Origin of the sequence: Acinetobacter sp. SwsAc2, assembly GCF_013391465.1 — a bacterium.
In the GTDB taxonomy this organism is placed as follows: Bacteria; Pseudomonadota; Gammaproteobacteria; order Pseudomonadales; family Moraxellaceae; genus Acinetobacter; species Acinetobacter johnsonii.
Genome location: NZ_JACBEZ010000015.1, coordinates 1 through 18,724 on the forward strand (window position 1 = coordinate 1; position 18,724 = coordinate 18,724).

The window sequence follows — 18,724 nt, forward strand, 5'->3', positions numbered from 1 at the left end:
TTGACTCAAGCATTAATGCAGTACGATCTTCAAAGTTAAGATGATGGTATGACAATTTTATATACTCCATAAACCCTTTAAATTAATTAGGTGGTTTATGTCGCACTTCAAGTTTTACTCTGCCCAGTATTCTACATAACCCGTAATTCTCGAAGCTGTTGCTTATCAGGATAATATAGGCCACTCCCCCATAGATACATAGCCTACTGCCAATAGCTTATACATAGTAGCAATTGATCTGCTAACGACAGACAGTTTAGATCATCACCTTATGCAGGATAAATGCAAGTTAAGTACATCAATTATTATTTGAAAAAAGACCCAGTTATTCACGTCAGATGTTTGAATTGAGATCCAGCCAACTTAGGTATATCACTCTATGTCATGAAGTTAAATACACAGAAAAGATTAAAAAAGATAAATGCAAAATTATAAAAAATAAGAGTTTTTATTATAAGTTATACGCGTTATTTATTGATTATCTCTGCACATTTCAACAGTTGTATTGGTCACGAATTAAATGAAGCTGCAACTTTCCAGATTTGGTATAGCTCAAATACATTAAGTTATACATAAAAATTAAAAACTGAGTGTGTATATTTTCTTTGAATCATCCTATTTTATAATATGTTTTAACCTCAATTCTTTTGGCTTTAATTCACATAAAAAACGAATATGATTTAAACCCTACTTTTAAATAGTTTAACGTCAAACTACCCAAGGCTTGATCATAAAAAGCACCATTAGCTCCCCTATGCGCTTGTTTTGGTGCAACTCTAAAAACACTTAGAATCACTCAATTAATCCAAAGATTTACTCTTAACCAATTGATTTATAAAAATTATAATCAAAGATAAATCAAATTGATTAGATTGGCATAGATTCTGCATTTTTGTATTCCATCATGTATACAAGTTGGAATGCAAAAAATGAGTCAGAACAAATGCATTGGCTGGACACTTCAAGAATGGCAAACCGCTTATCTCAACCAAGATATTCATCTTGAAGATTTAATCGACTATGTAGCGCAATTACCACAACCTGATCATGCATGGATTTCAATTGCTACGACAGAAATACTTTCCCAACAAATTGAAGCCTTAAAACAAAAAGCAGATCAAGCCACAGACCTCAGCAAAGAATTGCCTTTATATGGTATTCCATTTGCAGTGAAAGATAACATCGACGTTACTGGTTTTGTTACCACGGCCGCATGCAAAGCCCTGACAACTGTTGCTACACAAGATGCTGAAACCATTCGCCTGCTTAAAAATGCAGGGGCCATTGTTGTAGGAAAAACCAATTTAGACCAATTTGCAACTGGTCTCGTAGGGACACGCTCTCCCTTTGGTGCAGTCAGTAACACGTTTAATGCTGACTATGTCAGTGGTGGCTCTAGCTCTGGTTCAGCCAGTGTTGTTGCTCGTGGCTTGGTGCCCTTTGCACTCGGAACAGATACTGCAGGCTCTGGCCGTGTTCCTGCTGCATTTAACAATATTATTGGACTAAAACCGACTAAAGGTCGTTTTTCAAATCGTGGTCTACTCCCAGCCTGTAAAAGTTTGGACTGTATTTCGATTTTTGCTTTAACGGTAACAGACGCCGACACCATTGCCCAAATGGTAGAACACTACGATGCGTTAGATAGCTATTCACGCCAGCATCCAAAGACTGCACCTGTGAAACTCTCGGCTAAACCGTATTTTGCTATTCCTCAAAAACTGGAATTCTTTGGAGATGACCAAGCTAAGTATGCCTTTCAACTGGCTGTAGAACAATTAAAAGTTCTAGGTGCTGAAATTACTGAAATTGATTTTTCAGCATTTGAACTGTTAGCAGCCCAACTCTATCAAGGCTCATGGGTGGCAGAACGTACGGCGGCAGTTGCCAAGTTGTTGGCACAGCAACCCGATGTTTTCGATCCGACAGTGCGCACAATCATTCAAAAAGGTCATGATTTTAGTGCAGTTGATGCCTATAACGCAGAGTACTTAAAGCAAGACTTAAGCCGAAAAATTCAAGATATTTTATCCCAATTTGATGCATTGATTGTTCCTACCTCCCCAACCATTCATACCCTTGTAGAAATGGAGCAGTCACCGATCAGTCTGAACTCTGAGTTTGGGACTTATACCAATTTTACCAACCTCGCCGATTTAAGTGCCCTCGCTCTGCCCGCGGGTTTCCGCACCGACGGTTTACCTTTCGGTATCAGCCTAATTGCACCTGCATGGTATGACCAAGCCCTGATTGAATTTGGAAAAATTTGGCAGATGCATTTGAACCTAAAGCTGGGTGCCTTAGACCGATATGCATCTATTCCAAAGCTACAGAACACAGTCTCTCCACATCATATCCGTGTTGCGGTGGTTGGCGCACACCTGACAGGAATGCCGCTGAACTTCCAATTGCTCACCCGTGATGCTGTGCTTGTGGAAACCACGCATACCGCTGAACACTATGCCCTATTTGCCCTAAATGGCACGATCCCACCTAAACCCGGTCTAGCCCGAGTCAATGAACACGGTCAGCAGATCATTGTTGAACTGTGGGATGTACCGACCGCTCGCTTTGGAGAATTTGTCGCAGAGATTCCGACACCACTGGGCATGGGCAATGTCGAACTGGCAGACGGTCGATGGGTGAAAGGTTTCATTTGCGAACCTTATGGCTTAAACGATGCCGAAAACATCAGTCACTTTGGTGGTTGGCGCGCCTATATCCAGCACCGTAACAATTCAAAAGTAGAACAAGCTTAGTCAAATTTAGGAATTTTAAAATGTTTAAAACTGTATTGATTGCAAACCGTGGCGAAATTGCCGTACGTGCAATTCGCACTTTAAAAAAACTGGGGATGACTAGTGTAGCGGTATATTCAGACAGTGACCGTTACGCACAACATGTCAAAGACGCGGACATTGCCATTGCTTTAGACGGCTTAAAACCATCTGACACTTATTTAAGCATTGAAAAATTGATTCAAGCTGCACAAAAAACGGGGGCTGAAGCTATTTTCCCAGGCTATGGCTTTTTATCAGAAAGTGCTGAATTTGCAGAGGCTTGTGAGAAAAATAATATTGCTTTTATGGGGCCAACCGCGACACAAATTTTAGAGTTTGGTTTAAAACACCGTGCACGTGAACTGGCGGCGGCTGCACAGGTTCCTATGACACCGGGTACAGGCTTACTTGAAAGCTTAGATGAGGCAATTTCAGCAGCTACAGAGATTGGTTACCCCATCATGCTGAAAAGCACCGCAGGCGGTGGTGGTATAGGTCTTACCCGCTGTGATAATGAACAAGCCTTAGTTGAAGCTTATGAAAGCGTCAAACGTTTAGGCGCACAATTTTTTAAAGATTCGGGCGTATTTTTAGAACGTTTTATTGACCGTGCGCGTCATGTCGAAGTTCAGATTTTTGGTGATGGCCAAGGTCAAGTGGTTGCATTGGGCGAACGCGACTGTTCATTGCAACGTCGTAACCAAAAAGTGGTGGAAGAAACCCCAGCGGCTCATCTGCCCGAAGCCACACGTCAAAAACTACACCAAGCAGCAGTTGAACTCGGCAAATCGGTCAATTATCGCAGCGCAGGTACGGTCGAATTTATTTATGATGCTGCACGTGATGAATTTTACTTCCTTGAGGTTAATACGCGCCTACAAGTGGAACATCCTGTCACTGAGATGGTGACGGGTTTAGACCTGATTGAATGCATGCTTAAAGTCGCTGCGGGCGATACACTGGATTGGACTGCACTTAGCAACATCCAACCGCAAGGTGCGGCAATTGAAGTGCGTATTTATGCAGAAGATCCAGTTAAAAACTTCCAACCCAGCCCAGGTGTACTGACCGAAGTTGTATTTCCAGACAATTGTCGTGTTGATACATGGGTTTCAACAGGAACAGAAATTTCGCAATATTTTGACCCAATGATTGCCAAAATCATCGTACATGCGGACACCCGTGAACAAGCCATTGAGCAACTAAAAAGTGTGCTCTCTCAAACTCGTTTAAATGGCATCAGCACCAATTTAGACTATGCACATAGCGTGATCTCTGATGAACGCTTTGCACAAATGCAAATCTGGACACGCTTGCTAGATGACTTTGACTACGTACCGAATGTGATTGAAGTACTCCAAGCTGGCACGCAAAGCTCAATTCAGGACTTTCCGGGACGTGTTGGCTATTGGGATATCGGTGTACCACCATCGGGTCCTATGGATGACTATGCTTTTCAATTGGCCAATCAAATTGTAGGGAATGATGCTAGCGCTGCAGGTTTCGAGTTCACCCTGCAAGGCCCAAGCCTCAAGTTCCACCAAGACAGTATGATTGCACTGACAGGTGCGCCATGCCCTGCGCAACTGGATGATAAGCCCGTGACCTTTTGGCAGCCGATTCACATTCGCGCAGGTCAAGTACTCCGCTTAGGACAAGTCGAATCTGGTTGCCGTAGCTATTTAGCCGTTCGTCATGGACTCGATGTCCCCCTATATTTGGGCAGTCGTTCGACTTTTGCTTTAGGTAACTTTGGCGGGCATGCAGGACGCGTGCTTCGTGCAGGTGACATGATCAAACTCGTCAACACAACCCATCCAAATAGCGATACACCTTTAGCCACGCAAGAACCACAGGCTCTATCTCCTGCACTCATTCCAAGCTATGGCAAAGAGTGGAAAATTGGGGTGCTGTATGGACCACATGGCGCACCTGACTTTTTTAAACCCGAATATATTGAAGAGTTTTTTGCCTCCGAATGGACCGTACACTTCAACTCCAATCGTTTAGGCATCCGACTGTCAGGGCCAACACCAAGTTGGGCACGTGAAAATGGAGGTGAAGCAGGACTCCACCCATCCAATGTCCATGACTGTGAATATGCCATTGGTGCAATTAACTTCACAGGTGACTTCCCTGTCATTTTAGCCAAAGATGGGCCAAGTCTGGGGGGCTTCGTTTGCCCTGTAACTATTGCCAAAGCTGAACTTTGGAAAGTGGGTCAACTTAAAGCCGATGATAAAATCAGCTTTTATCCTTTAACCGTTGAACAAGCCAATACCTTAGAACAACAACAAATTGAACGGATCGAAAATTTTGCTCATGCAGCCCTTAATTCTGAGCCACCAAGCAGTGACATTCCACCATCCGCAATTCTTGCCAGCTTAGAGGCAACTGATGTGTCTCCACGCACGGTATACCGCCAAGCGGGTGACAGCTATATTCTACTGGAGTACGGTGACAACGTTTTAGACTTGGCGCTACGCTTACGCGTTCATCAGCTCATGCAACTCATTCGCGCAGCCAATATTAAAGGCATATTGGAGCTGTCTCCCGGTGTACGTTCGCTGCAAATCAAATACGATGGACTCACGCTTCCACAGCATCAATTGATCGAATTTCTACTCAAGCTTGAACAGCAAATGGGAGATTTAAGCCAAATCAAGATTCCGTCACGGATCATTCATCTCCCAATGGCATTTGAAGACAGTGCAACTTTAGGTGCTGTTGAACGCTATCAAGAAAGTGTCTGTGCCAAAGCACCTTGGCTACCGAACAATGTCGATTTTATTCAACGTATCAATGGTTTAAACAGCCGAGAGCAAGTCAAAGAAATTATTTTCAATGCCCATTACCTCATTTTAGGCCTTGGTGATGTTTATCTCACTGCGCCCTGTGCAGTACCGATTGACCCACGCCACCGCCTATTAAGCTCGAAATACAACCCTGCACGTACTTTTACCGCTGAAGGTACTGTAGGCATTGGCGGCATGTATATGTGTATCTACGGTATGGACTCTCCGGGAGGTTACCAACTGGTCGGACGCACCCTACCCATCTGGAATAAGTTTAAAAAGAACAAACAGTTTGGCGACAAACAATGGTTTCTAAAATTCTTTGATCAAATCAAATACTTCCCCGTATCTGAGTCAGAGTTAGAGCAATGGCGTGCCGACTTTGAAAATGGTCAAGCACAAATTCAAATTGAAGACACTGAATTTGACTATGCAGCGTATTTACAACTGCTTGAAGATGAAAAAGACAGCATTGCCGAGTTTAAAGCACAGCAACAACACGCTTTTAGTGCTGAAGTGGGCTTATGGAAAGAAAGCGTTGATCATCAAGAACATCTGGTTGCAGAAGCACCTGATGAGACCGACTACAGTGCCTATGCAGCGCTACATGCTTCGATGACCGGTAATATTTGGAAAATATTAGTGGAACAAGGTCAGATTGTGAAAAAAGGGGAAACCATTGCTATTATTGAAGCCATGAAAATGGAATTACCGGTGTACGCTGCGGATGATGGTACTGTCAAAGCCATTATTTGTCGGGCTGGACAAACCGTTCATAGCGGAGAGCCTTTGGTTTATATGGAATAACGCATGCCGAATATGACACGTGCAGGTTCAAGTTCAGACAATTTGTCTGAACTTGTTTACCAGCAAATAAAAAACGATATTTTTGATTTCAAATTGATGCCTGGTGAACGTTTTACCGAATCCGAAATCGCCTTGAGCTATCAGGTCAGCCGCACGCCTGCACGGCAAGCACTATATCGACTGCAACAAGAAGGCTATGTAGAGGTAGCATTTCGTAGTGGCTGGACTGTCCGTCCGTTGAACTTGCAATACTACGATGAGCTGTATGAGCTACGCATCATGATTGAGCAGTATGCAATTCGAAAGTTATGCAGCAGTGCATCTCAGCCCTCGAAGGAAATGAAACACCTACACAAAATTTGGATGGTTGCACCTGAGCAGTATCTGTCAAGTTTAAAAGCCATGGCGAAAATTGATGAAGATTTTCACTGCGCATTGGTTCGCGCCATTGGCAATCAAGAAATGATCAAAATTCACCAAGAAGTCAGTGAAAAAATTCGCATTATTCGTCGCCTCGATTTTTCAAAAACAGATCGGATTGAAGCCACCTATGCGGAGCATCAAGCCATTTTGAATTATATAGCACAGCAACAGACGGAGCTTGCCGTTGAAAAGATCAGCGCTCACATTCAACAAAGTCGAGATGAGGTAAAAAAAATTACCTTAGGTATGCTCAGTCAGCATGCTGTTGTGAAAGCAAGTCGCTAAGCACTCGATCAACATTCCACTCTCAAATAAAAAAGGCGCTTCATGCGCCTTTTTTAGCCTTTTAATTTAAGCAGGAATACGCAGGACCTGGCCTGGGAAAATATCATCTGCATCTTTCAATAGCGGACGGTTGGCCTCAAAAATTTTATTGTACTGGTTGGCATCACCATAAAATGCTTTGGAAATTTTTGATAGATTATCGCCCGATTTAACTGTGTAGAACTTACTTTCAGGTTCAGGGCTAGCCACAGTGAGTTGATCATCGACTTGTGCCACATGGTCAATATTACCGACGGCTAAAACAATCTTTTCTTTATCGGCTTGAGTCTGAACTTGCCCTTTCACTGTCGCCAAATCCGTGGTGGAGTTATAGCTAACTGAAAGTCCCGTCACAGGTAAGCCCAATGCTTTGATATGACCCAATAACTTGTTGGCAATTTCTTGAGCAGATGGCTCTGCTGGTGTGCTTGGTGCAGCTTGAGGCTCGGCTGCTGCTGTATTTTTCTTACCAATGCCTTTAACAAAATCAAAAAGACCCATGTTTATGCTCCATCTTGTTATATCAGTGTTGTTATATTGAATGCTCAAAAATGAGACACCCTTTTTTATACCCAAAAAAGACAACAGATTTGGTAGCGAATAGTCCTCTTAAGGTAAAGCTTTGTAAGTTACCCCAGTAAATAGCAGATTTTAAAGATGAGTTAGGCGCTTTGCGTTTTTGAAAGGCATAAAAAAGCCACCCAAGTGGGTGGCTTTTCCATTCAGCAAAGCTGAAACAATATGTATTAACCTAGTTTCTTAGAAACGTAGTCAATCGCAGATTGTACAGTTGTGATTTCGTTAGAATCTTCATCTGGGATTGTGATGTCAAAGTCGTTTTCGAAAGACATAACAAGCTCAACAAGGTCTAAAGAGTCAGCACCTAAGTCATCCATGAAAGATGCTTCGTTTTTGATTTCTTCAGCCTTAAGACCAAGTTGTTCTGCAACTGCTTGCTTGATGCGTTGTTCGATATCGCTCACAGGAATTCTCCTCATTGCTTGTGGCGTTTTTAATGCCGTTAGTTTAATTGAATCTTTAAAATTTTGAAAGTTTATCCATCAGCCAATTAGCTCATGTATAGACCACCATTTACATGCATTACCGTACCAGTAATGTAATTTGCTTTGTCTGATGCCAAGAAGCTCACCGCATTTGCAATATCTTGTGGATCACCTAAACGGTTCAAGGCCACTTGATCGCTCATTTTTTTACGGATATCTTCGCTTAATTGCTCAGTCATTTCTGTTGCAATAAAACCAGGCGCCACTGAGTTTACAGTGATTTGACGGCTACCCATTTCTTTTGCAAGGCTACGGCTAAATGCTTCAATACCAGCTTTCGCTGCTGAATAGTTGGCCTGACCTGGGTTAGCAAAATGTGCAACCACAGAACTAATATTAATAATTCGCCCAAAACGCGCTTTGGTCATACCTTTTAAAACGCGTTTCGACAAACGGTAAACTGCTTTTAAATGGATATTTAAAATGTCATCCCAGTCATCTTCTGACATACGTAGTAACAAATTATCTTTGGTAATCCCAGCATTGTTCACCAAAACCAACACAGGGCCATAGTTTTGTTCAATGTCAGTGACAAGCGCATCAATGGCAGCACCATCACGAACATCAAGCACTTTACCTGCACCGTGTTCACCGAAGCTTACAGCAAGTTTTTCTGCACCTGGCTCAGATGTCGCAGTACCCACAACAAAATAACCGTCTTGAATAAGTTGCTGAGCGATGGCAGCACCAATCCCTCGACTTGCACCTGTCACGAGTGCAATTTTGCGTTCCTGTGTCATGCAATTTTTCCTTCAGCCACTAAAATGGCATTTAGTGCATCTTCCAAGCGTGATTTACTATCGAGTGGAAATGCTTTTTCAATATTAGGTAGACGTTTTGCCAAGTTTGCCAAAACATTGCCTGGACCACACTCTGCAACATATTGGATCCCTTGATCCTGAATAAACTGCATTGTTTTGGTCCACTGTACAGACTCATATAACTGAGCTGTAAGTGCTTGGCGGACTTGTGCTACATCTGTAGCAATTTCCGCGCCCACATTTTGTATTACAGGTATGCTAGGCAGCTCAATGGCAGTTTGTTCCAAAGCTTGCGCGAACTGTTCTGCAGCAGGCTTCATCAATGAACAATGCGATGGAACAGAAACTGGTAATGCAATCGCTTTGCCGCTGTTTTCTTTGGCTAAAGCCATGACTGCTTCAACTGCTGCTTTTTCACCAGCAATCACCACTTGACCCTGAGCATTGTAGTTAGCCGCTTCAACTGAACCTTCAGCTTGACTCGAAACTTGTTGGCATAAAGCAACAACTTGCGCATCATCTAAACCTAAGATTGCTGCCATTGCACCCTTACCTTGAGGTACAGCACTTTGCATTAACTTGCCACGCAAGTTTACCAGCTTGACTGCATCGCCTAAGCTTAGACTTCCTGCTGCAACCAACGCACTGTATTCACCAAGTGAGTGTCCCGCCAAATACTTTGGTGCAACACCACCAAGTTCTAACCATACACGCCACAAAGCAATGCTGGCAGTTAACAATACCGGTTGGGTAAATTCAGTTTGGTCTAAACCTTCACCAGATTGTGCAATGTGCCACAAATCGAATCCAACCGCTTTAGAGGCTTCTGCAAATGTTGCTTCAACACTGGCAAATTGTTCTGCCAATTCAGCCAACATGCCAACCTTTTGTGAACCCTGACCGGGAAATACAAAAGCTGTTTTTGTTGCCTGAGCGACTTGATCAAGTTGTTTCGCAGACATAAAAAAGTCCTTTCTTGTCTTTGCTCTCGTTTATGGAGCGAAAATTTAACACTTAATTTAGGTCGATGTAATTGCCAAATACAACAAAAACAGCAGCGATAAAAATTCGACAACAAAAAAAGGGAGCTTTACGCTCCCCTTTTTTCGACTAAGCTTTAAGCTTAATGCTTCGACAATTATTCAGCAGATGCTTTAGCGAATAATTGACGACCACGGTAGATACCATCTTTAGATACGTGGTGACGACGGTGAGTCTCGCCAGTAGCTTGGTCTACAGTTAATGCATTCTCGGTTAAAGCGTCATGTGAACGGCGCATGTCACGGCGAGAGCGACTTTTACGGTTTTGCTGAACGGCCATGATGGCTCCTTACAAATCGAAAAATATGGATCAGAACAAATTCAGTTGTCTTATACGGAAGAGTATAACACAAAAATTAGTTAAGTTTACCCTTCAAACTTGCCAAAACATCAAACGGATTATCCCGCTTTTCTTCAACAAGTTCTTCAACGGCAGGTTGGTGCTTATGTTCACAAGCGTCATGCTTAGCAGACAAAGGCATCAACAATAACAATTCATCTTCTATCAGAGACAGTAAATCAGCCGTCGCAGGCGCATCATAGCTACCTTTCGTCGTTGCTTCACTTTCACCTAAGACGATGAAATCAGCATCCTCATCCAAGCGCTCTATCAGTGACTCATCATCCACTAGAGCTAGATGAAAATCTGAAACGAGTTCAATGTTTACCGTGCCTAAACAGCGCTGGCATTCCATTGGAACGTTCGTTTCAACGTGACCATCTAGCCATACAATACGATGATACGCATCCATTGATAGCTTACAGTCTATGTTAATCAATTGATCATCAATTGATCCAACAGCTTCACGGGCTATACGAGCAAAGCGAGACAATGGCAGTGTTCCTGACCATGTAAAGCCTTGTTCGGCCCATTTAAACGGCTCAATCTGTGCCGGAAAGGTATTTGCTGACATAATTAAGGCGGCAATTCTACAAATTCATCAGTACTCTGTCAAAGATTAAGATACAATTTTGTACTTATTTAGACAGACCATTTGGGTAACTTAAGTCATGCATCTGTTGCAGCCGCAAACAGAAGTGAGTATTTCATCACTTGTGAGCACAATTTCAACTGTCGATTCTGACATTTCAAACCGCCAAGTGCAACTCTCGACGTGGGAGAATTTGTGTACAGAAGCAGAACAAGTTGATTGGCTCATCTTACACTTTAATCGTTGGTTTTCCCACCTGAATGTCAACTTGGTTAAAGGTGACTTTGAACCTGAATATTTTCCCGCGATTGACAGCACCCCTGCACGCATCCAATTTGCCCATGGTTTTTTTAATAGTGCCTTACATGAAATCAGCCATTGGAGCATTGCAGGAGATAAACGCCGTCTACTCCCAGACTTAGGCTACTGGTATGCACCCGATGGTCGTACGGCTGAGCAACAAGCTTTATTTGAACAGGTTGAAATTAAACCACAAGCCATTGAATGGTTATTTGCCACAGCTTTTGGTCGGAAGTTCCGTGTTTCCTTAGACAATCTGACTGGTGAAGGTGGTGACGGCAACCGCTTCAAAGACCATGTTTTCGCTCAAGTTCAGGCTTATTTTTCAGGCCAAGCTCAATTACCACGTGATGCAAAACACTTCATTGACTGTATTTGCCTATGTACTCGTGCTGGCAAAACATTACAGAGCGATGAATTTCAAAGAGAAATGCTCGACTAAATTTAGCACGATTCACATTTTGGCCATTGAACAGCACCGAGATAAAGCGCGATAATGTTGAAAAAACCATCAGGAGATAAAAACGATGCTTCATTTAAGAGTCCATCCTGATAACCCTCAAGCACGCTCAATCAGCCAAGCAGTAGAACGGATTCGCGCAGGCGATGTGGTGGTGTACCCGACCGATGCCGCTTATGCCATTGGCTGCCAGATTGGGAATAAAAATGCCATGGAGCGGATTGCTCAAATTCGCGGCCTTGGGGCCAAACATCAATATGCCATCATTTGCGCGGATCTGTCCGATATTGCCACTTATGCCAAAGTCGACAATGCTATGTATCGTTTACTGAAAAACAATACACCAGCCGTGACCACGTTCATTTTGCCTGCAACCAGTGAAGTGCCTAAACGCTTGATGCATCCGAAGAAAAAAACCATTGGTTTACGTATTCCAAGTAACCCAGTGTGCCAAATGTTACTCAAAGAGTTGGGTGAACCACTACTAACCAGTACCTTAATCCTGCCGAATCAGGAAGAACCACTGGATGATCCCTATGATATAGAAATGCAACTATCAAAACGAATTGATGTGTTTATCGACAGCGGGCTGGGTACCTTGAGCACCACCAGTATTGTCGACTTATCAGGTGATCACCCTGAAGTGATTCGCCGTGGGCTTGGCGATGTCAGCGCATTTGAGTGATGCGCTGCATTTATTCGCTAGGGAAACTGAATCTCACATTCTCAAGAGATCAACATGACCCTGTTTATGGTTTTGCTCAATCTCAACCAATTTCCCGAGCAACATAATTTATATGTGCAGCGTCCTTGGACGCTTGAGTCCGAGACTTTGGTGCAACGCCATAGCTCAATCAACTGCATTATGTGGGAAAAGAATCTGTACAACTATTTCCTACCGATCTCGACCATCCAACAATATTTCAAATACCTCGAACCCAAAAATCTCTGCCTACAAGACAGCTGTCAGCGCATCATTGAATTTGCGCTACAAGCACCTGAGTAAATCTTTTCTTTGGCGTCAACTGACATTAACTTGAGCTTCAGCTACTCTCTTCACTCTTTCAAACCATTTATAAAATTAAAGCGTTGTCCATCACTAATCTAATCTCAATAAATCTGTATCACCCATCTAACTATCTGCAGCAAATCGATTATTTTGCAAACCACAGGACTAGGCCCTAAGTGTGCCAAGTTGTCTCAAACCCACCCCATTTCTGCAAATTTAGCTACGACATCAGTGGATAAAAAGCATCACACAAATAAATACTCTATATTTATTTACAGCTTTTTTTGTTATTTGGTCGGTGAAATCATGTATTCACACCGCAATTTGTTTTACACTAAGCCCTATTAAAATTATGTATTTTTTAAATCACCTCTACTTTTTCTCCTAAGTACTGATTCGAAAAAACATAATCATGCCTTTGAAAATTCGCGTGGCCAATAACTGTAATGAATCAATCCGTCCATAATGCCATGGAAGATCTCCCACAAATCCGTGTTATGGATGAGTGGCATGACTCCATCCCTGAGGATTTATATATTCCTCCCGCTGCATTTGAAATTCTTTTAGAGCATTTTGAAGGACCACTCGACTTTCTGATTTACCTGATTCAAAAAAATGGCTTTGACTTATTACAGTTAGATATTGCCCCGATTGCAGCGCAATACCTGTCTTATATGGATGCCATGAAGTCGCTTAACATTGAGCTGACAGCAGACTATATGGTGATGGCCGCGCTCTTGGCTGATTTAAAGTCACGTTTGCTATTGCCAAAAGCACCCAATGCAATCCAAATTGAAAAAGACCCAAAACAAGAGCTGATTGACCGTTTAGAAACTTACCTACGAATTAAACAAGCGGCTGAACGCTTGGGGCAAATGCCTATATTAGAGCGAGACACCTTCTCAACCAATGTCAGCTTAGGCCAAACTCTAGATAATAATGACGGTCATGATGTGCAACAGCTACGTGATGCACTGTTCTGTGTATTTAACCGACCTGAGCCGATTACCCATCAAATTGCACAAGAACCAGTTTTACTTGAAGAGCGCATGGCTTTTATTGAAAGCAAAGTCGCTTCAGGTGAAGTTTTAGTTTTTGAATCTTTACTGCGTCCCATCCAAGGTCGTATGGGCATGGTCGTGACGTTTATGGCCATTTTAGAGCTAACCCGTCAGCAACGTATTCAAATTGTGAGTTCAGGTGTTGAAGCACCGCTTTCGATACAAGGAGTCAAAAAATAATGTTAGAACAAACCGCTCCTGTAACAAATGAAGATAACTTGCATGAAGTGTTGATGCAGTTAGAAGCGATTATTTTTGCCAGTGATGCGCCTGTTTCACTTGCACGATTGAAAGAATCGTTCCAAAATCAATATAGCAAACAAGATTTACGCCAGTTTTTACAACAACTTGCCATGTTACAACATGGTCGTTCGATTGAACTGATTGAAACTGCTCAAGGTTTTCGTTTTCAAGTTCGAGCAAAATACCGTCAAATCGTTGCACAAACGTGGCCAGAGCGACCAACTCGTCTCTCGCCATCGCTACTCGAAATGTTGGCCGTGGTTGCCTATCATCAACCCGTCACTCGAGCAGATATAGAACAAATTCGAGGAGTCTCAAATAACAGTCAACTGTTACGCACGTTATTTGATTGGAACTGGATTAAAGAATCTGGTTTTCGTGAACTCCCAGGAAGACCTGCGTTGTTAGTTACGACGCCCCAATTTTTAAATGCATTTGGCCTAAATTCTTTAGGTCAGTTGCCTCCCCTGCAGGATGCCAAGGAAGCTTTTATGGCGCTCGATGCGAATGCACCGAAGTCGTAAATAGGTGAACTGTTGATGATAATTTCTAAGGTTATGCTGTCATGAGTGAAAAGTTGCAAAAGGTACTCGCACGAGTTGGTTTGGGTTCTCGCCGTTATATGGAAGAAGTCATTGCCGCTGGTCGTGTGAGTGTCAACGGCCAAGTTGCCCAAGTAGGCGAACGTATTGAACCAGGTGATGAGCTTCGCATCGATGGTCGTAAAGTATCGTTCCAAATTGAAGATGAAATTCGTCGTCGTGTTCTGATTTACTATAAACCAGAGGGCGAAATTTGTTCACGCAATGACCCTGAGTCACGTCCAACGGTATTTGATCAATTACCTGCAATCGCGAATGATCGCTGGGTGATGGTGGGTCGTCTGGATATTAACTCAACAGGTCTACTATTGTTCACAAATGATGGCGAACTCGCGAATCGCTTGATGCACCCATCAAATGAAGTTGAACGTGAGTATGCTGTACGTGTTATGGGTGAAGTGACGCCTCAAATTAAGAACAACATGCTCAAAGGTGTGGTGTTAGATGATGGCCCAGCGAAATTTGAGTCATTCTCTGAAATTGGCGGTGAAGGGATTAACCGTTGGTATCAAGTGGTGGTAAAAGAAGGTCGTAACCGCGAAGTACGTCGTATTTTTGAATCGCAAGGTTTAAAAGTCAGCCGTCTACTCCGCACACGTTATGGCACGGTTATTTTACCACGCGAACTACGTACCGGTCGTTGGATGGAGTTGGACAAAAACGACATCGACAACTTAACCAAAGCGGTTGAGCTAAAGCCGCGCCAAGGCACTGGTTTATACGGCATGGCAAAACGTCGTACTGAACGTATGCAAGAAAAACCAATGGCTGCGCGTCGTGGTGGTTTCTTACGCCAACAGCGCCGTGACAATGAAGATGAAGGCCAACAACAAGCGAAGCCAGCTTTCAATCGTGAACGCCGTGAAAATCCAAATGGACATAGCCAACGTCGTCAGGACAATGCACAAACTGGTTATGGTCAACGTGAACCACGCCAAAACTCAGGCTATGCACAACGTGACAGCCGTCCAGAGAACTTTGGCAACAAAGGCACTTATGGTCAACGCGACACGCGTGATGAAAATGCGCCACGTAAACCTTTTGGAAATAAAGGCTTTAAAAAGTTTTAATTTTTAAAGTCAAAATTTGAGCCACTTTCGAGTGGCTCTTTTTATATGTGTTTACGCTGCAATAATCACTTTCTATTCTGTAACACGAACAAGCTGCAAGCTCCTCATAAAAAACGCCCAACCTATTGAGCGTTTTTATTCTCCCGCCAACAGCCACCACCCATTCATGACACACTTTGTGGAATAGCACTGAGTAAGCGTTTGGTATATTCGTGCTGCGGTGACTGGTACAAATCATCTGAATTGGCTATTTCCACCAAATCACCATGGTTCATCACCATGATTTGATCTGAAATATATTTCACCACTGATAAATCATGTGAAATAAAGATATAACTCAGTCCAAATTCATCCTGTAAATCTTGTAGCAAATTCAGTACTTGGGCTTGTACCGAAACATCCAATGCTGATACCGACTCATCACAAATCAAAACCTCAGGTTTTAAAGTTAGACAGCGGGCAATAGCAATACGTTGACGCTGTCCGCCTGAAAACTCATGTGGATAACGATAAAAAGCCTGTGCAGGTAAGCTCACGCGTTCCAACAAGTCCAAAGCCATCTGTTTGCGTTCAGTATCATCCGCCCCGATACGATGCACTTGCATCGGCTCCATTAAAATCTGCCCTACAGTAAAACGAGGATTGAGTGATGCATAGGGATTTTGGAAAATGATTTGAATCTTGCGTTGATACCGAGCAAACTCTTTTTCTGACATGGCCAAAATATCTTGACCTTCAAACAGCGCTTTTCCTCCTGTCGCCTCCTGTAAACGCATCAGCAATAATCCAATGGTGGTTTTCCCCGAACCAGACTCACCCACCAAGCCCAAAGTCTTGCCTTTTGCCAGTTGGAAACTCACGCCTTTGACCGCTTGAAACTCCTCTTTGCCGAATAATCCTTTACGACTATAAAATGACTTTTTAAGGTCACGTACATCTAAAATGATCTCTTCTTGGCCAGTTAAGCCGCGAGATCTTTGTTGAAGTGACTCGACATCGACAGTATGCGTTTCAATATAGTCATCGCCCTTTTGTTGCATAAAGTCACTGATCATGGGCAAACGCATGGGACGTTTAGATAGTTGCGGACGGCAATGCAACAACGCTTTGGTATAGACATCTTGAGGGCGTTCAAGCACATCTTTAACCCTGCCTTGTTCACGAATTTGACCCTGCCGCATTACGATAACCTGATCGGCAATTTCCCCGACCAAAGCCAAATCATGGGTAATAAACAGCATCGACATTTGATGCTTCTTCCGCAACGACTCCAGCAAATTTAAAATTTGCTTTTGAATGGTGACATCCAGCGCTGTCGTCGGTTCATCGGCAATCAATAGTTTGGGTTTACACGCAATTGCCATGGCAATCATAACACGCTGCTGCTGCCCACCCGACAATTGCCCCGGATATGCATCAATCTTGGTTTCAGGAGATGGAATCCCAACTTCTATCAAGAGTTCCAAAGCACGTACACGCGCCTGCTTACGGCTCATGCCCAAATGTAACTGCAAAATTTCTGCAATTTGTGAACCTACCGTAAACACAGGATTCAGTGATGACATCGGCTCTTGAAAAATCATGGCAATATCTTTGCCGCACTTTTTCCGCATTTCACGGCGCGGTAAGTCGAGTAGGTTTTTCCCCTCAAACAGAATTTTACTGTCCAAAGCAATTTGACTACTTTCAGGAGGCAATAGTCCCATGGTCGCTAGCGATGTGACCGACTTCCCACTGCCTGACTCCCCAACCAAGGCCACAGTTGTATTCACTGGAATACTAAAACTGATGCCTTTGACTGTTTCAATGTACTGCTTTTCTTCATTTTTAAAGCTGACACGCAAGTTTTCCACCTGAAGTAAGGCTGGCGCTGTCATATGATTGAGTTCAGACATTCTCATGCTCCTATTTCAGTTTCGGGTCTAATGCATCTCGCAGTGCATCGGTAAACATTGAAAATGCAGTGACCAGAACAGCCATCGCCACAGATGCAGCCGCTAACTGCCACCACTTGCCTAAAATCAATTCACTTTGCGCCTCATTCAACATGCTGCCCCATGACACCACACCGACAGGGACACCAAAACCTAGGAAGCTCAAAATCACTTCTGACTTAATAAAGGCCACCACTAAAATTGACATTTGAACCAGTGCAATATGACTGACATTGGGAAATATATGCACAAAGATACGTCGGCTATGACTCACTCCAATCGCTTTTGCCGCCAGCACATATTCCCGCGAAGTATGCTTCATATATTCGGCACGAATTAAACGATATACTCCCGTCCACCCCGTTAAACCCAAAATCAAAACAATGGATAAGACGCCTTTTTGTTGTAGTACTGCAGCAATCGCTAAAACCAAGAGCAGATAAGGAATCGAAGTAAAAATGTTATAAAACCAGTTCAAGACATCATCGATCCAGCCACCAAAGTAGCCCGAAATTGCACCTAGAACGGTACCAATCACGACAGCAAGAAAAGCTGCGACTAAGCCCACAATAATTGATGTTTCTGCGCCTTTAATGGTTTTCAGTAAAACACTTTGTCCCCATTTGTCGGCACCTAAAATCAGGCTTTGCTTGAGTTCCGCTTGCTGATCTAGTAAATGACCATCCAGCGCTTGGTCAATCGCTTTCATGTCTTCAGCTAAAGGATCAACAACCCCATAGTAATCAATAGCACCACCTACACCCTGTTCAGCAGCAATTTCTGCGTTGAGCTCACGAATCACATCTTTTAAAGGATCGACAGGGTTTTCAGGCACAGCCGCTTCGACTTTTTGTGTTTCACTTTGCGTAGCAGGTATCGCTGCTGCACCGATAAACGTAGGCGGTGCATAACTCACCGCGACTTCTTTATTCCAGTCTTTTGCAATCAATCCTGTGGATGACAAAATTAACAGCACCAAATAAAACAGTACGATTAGGAGGGAAAACATGGCGATTCGATCGCGCTTTAAACGGCGCATGGCGAGTTGCCATAGCCCTGTAGATGCTGTTGTAGGTTCAGCAGTATCTGGTTTTCTTTTAGTGAGAACACTGAGCATA

Annotated in this window: 17 protein-coding genes; 9 read left to right on the forward strand and 8 right to left on the reverse strand. The window is 43.2% G+C overall.

Features of this window, described 5'->3' with window-relative positions; genetic code table 11:
• Positions 1-929: 929 nt before the first annotated feature.
• The 3 genes from atzF to HYI04_RS08365 are packed head-to-tail and all read left to right on the forward strand — an operon-like array spanning position 930 to position 7,090.
• On the forward strand, positions 930-2,759 hold the full coding sequence (atzF, locus tag HYI04_RS08355; protein ID WP_010327363.1) for an allophanate hydrolase: 1,830 nt from the start codon (positions 930-932) through the stop codon (positions 2,757-2,759).
• A 20-nt stretch (positions 2,760-2,779) separates the two neighbouring features.
• A complete protein-coding gene (gene uca / locus HYI04_RS08360; RefSeq protein ID WP_010327364.1) occupies positions 2,780-6,382 on the forward strand; it encodes an urea carboxylase in 3,603 nt (1,200 codons plus the stop codon).
• A 3-nt stretch (positions 6,383-6,385) separates the two neighbouring features.
• The gene (locus tag HYI04_RS08365) at positions 6,386-7,090 is read left to right on the forward strand and encodes a GntR family transcriptional regulator (protein WP_010327365.1); all 705 of its coding nucleotides are present in this window, start codon (positions 6,386-6,388) and stop codon (positions 7,088-7,090) included.
• 66 nt (positions 7,091-7,156) lie between these two features.
• Here the strand turns inward: HYI04_RS08365 and lysM are convergent, their stop codons facing one another.
• From lysM to HYI04_RS08395, 6 genes are all read right to left on the reverse strand, one after another.
• Positions 7,157-7,630, reverse strand: a complete 474-nt coding sequence (gene lysM / locus HYI04_RS08370) for a peptidoglycan-binding protein LysM (protein WP_004982938.1) — start codon at positions 7,628-7,630, stop codon at positions 7,157-7,159.
• 245 nt (positions 7,631-7,875) lie between these two features.
• Entirely contained in the window at positions 7,876-8,112 is a 237-nt protein-coding gene (gene acpP / locus HYI04_RS08375; protein WP_004695351.1) for an acyl carrier protein, read from the reverse strand.
• Between the two features lie 86 nt (positions 8,113-8,198).
• On the reverse strand, positions 8,199-8,933 hold the full coding sequence (fabG, locus tag HYI04_RS08380; RefSeq protein ID WP_010327366.1) for a 3-oxoacyl-ACP reductase FabG: 735 nt from the start codon (positions 8,931-8,933) through the stop codon (positions 8,199-8,201).
• Complete coding sequence (gene fabD, locus HYI04_RS08385) at positions 8,930-9,916, reverse strand: ACP S-malonyltransferase (protein ID WP_010327367.1); 987 nt, start codon at positions 9,914-9,916, stop codon at positions 8,930-8,932. The genes fabG and fabD overlap by 4 nt, the downstream gene beginning before the upstream one ends.
• A gap of 176 nt (positions 9,917-10,092) precedes the next feature.
• Complete coding sequence (gene rpmF / locus HYI04_RS08390; RefSeq protein ID WP_004279227.1) at positions 10,093-10,275, reverse strand: 50S ribosomal protein L32; 183 nt, start codon at positions 10,273-10,275, stop codon at positions 10,093-10,095.
• Positions 10,276-10,351: 76 nt separating this feature from the next.
• Positions 10,352-10,909: a DUF177 domain-containing protein gene (locus HYI04_RS08395; protein ID WP_004982945.1), complete on the reverse strand. Its 558-nt coding sequence runs from the start codon at positions 10,907-10,909 to the stop codon at positions 10,352-10,354.
• A gap of 97 nt (positions 10,910-11,006) precedes the next feature.
• Here HYI04_RS08395 and HYI04_RS08400 point away from each other — a divergent pair, with 97 nt between their 5' ends.
• From HYI04_RS08400 to rluB, 6 genes are all read left to right on the forward strand, one after another.
• On the forward strand, positions 11,007-11,669 hold the full coding sequence (locus HYI04_RS08400) for an elongation factor P hydroxylase (RefSeq protein ID WP_010327368.1): 663 nt from the start codon (positions 11,007-11,009) through the stop codon (positions 11,667-11,669).
• Between the two features lie 85 nt (positions 11,670-11,754).
• On the forward strand, positions 11,755-12,372 hold the full coding sequence (locus tag HYI04_RS08405) for an L-threonylcarbamoyladenylate synthase (protein ID WP_004695345.1): 618 nt from the start codon (positions 11,755-11,757) through the stop codon (positions 12,370-12,372).
• Positions 12,373-12,426: 54 nt separating this feature from the next.
• Positions 12,427-12,693, forward strand: a complete 267-nt coding sequence (locus tag HYI04_RS08410) for a hypothetical protein (protein WP_010327369.1) — start codon at positions 12,427-12,429, stop codon at positions 12,691-12,693.
• A gap of 449 nt (positions 12,694-13,142) precedes the next feature.
• Entirely contained in the window at positions 13,143-13,937 is a 795-nt protein-coding gene (locus HYI04_RS08415) for a ScpA family protein (protein WP_005400316.1), read from the forward strand.
• On the forward strand, positions 13,937-14,524 hold the full coding sequence (gene scpB / locus HYI04_RS08420) for an SMC-Scp complex subunit ScpB (protein WP_010327370.1): 588 nt from the start codon (positions 13,937-13,939) through the stop codon (positions 14,522-14,524). The genes HYI04_RS08415 and scpB overlap by 1 nt, the downstream gene beginning before the upstream one ends.
• Positions 14,525-14,565: 41 nt before the next feature.
• The gene (gene rluB / locus HYI04_RS08425) at positions 14,566-15,672 is read left to right on the forward strand and encodes a 23S rRNA pseudouridine(2605) synthase RluB (protein WP_010327371.1); all 1,107 of its coding nucleotides are present in this window, start codon (positions 14,566-14,568) and stop codon (positions 15,670-15,672) included.
• Between the two features lie 164 nt (positions 15,673-15,836).
• On the opposite strand, the gene HYI04_RS08430 is transcribed toward rluB, so the two are convergent.
• Both HYI04_RS08430 and HYI04_RS08435 read right to left on the reverse strand, forming a co-directional pair.
• Positions 15,837-17,567: an ABC transporter ATP-binding protein gene (locus HYI04_RS08430; protein ID WP_010327372.1), complete on the reverse strand. Its 1,731-nt coding sequence runs from the start codon at positions 17,565-17,567 to the stop codon at positions 15,837-15,839.
• Positions 17,568-17,577: 10 nt separating this feature from the next.
• Positions 17,578-18,723: an ABC transporter permease gene (locus tag HYI04_RS08435; RefSeq protein ID WP_010327373.1), complete on the reverse strand. Its 1,146-nt coding sequence runs from the start codon at positions 18,721-18,723 to the stop codon at positions 17,578-17,580.
• Between the last annotated feature and the right edge of the window lies 1 nt (position 18,724).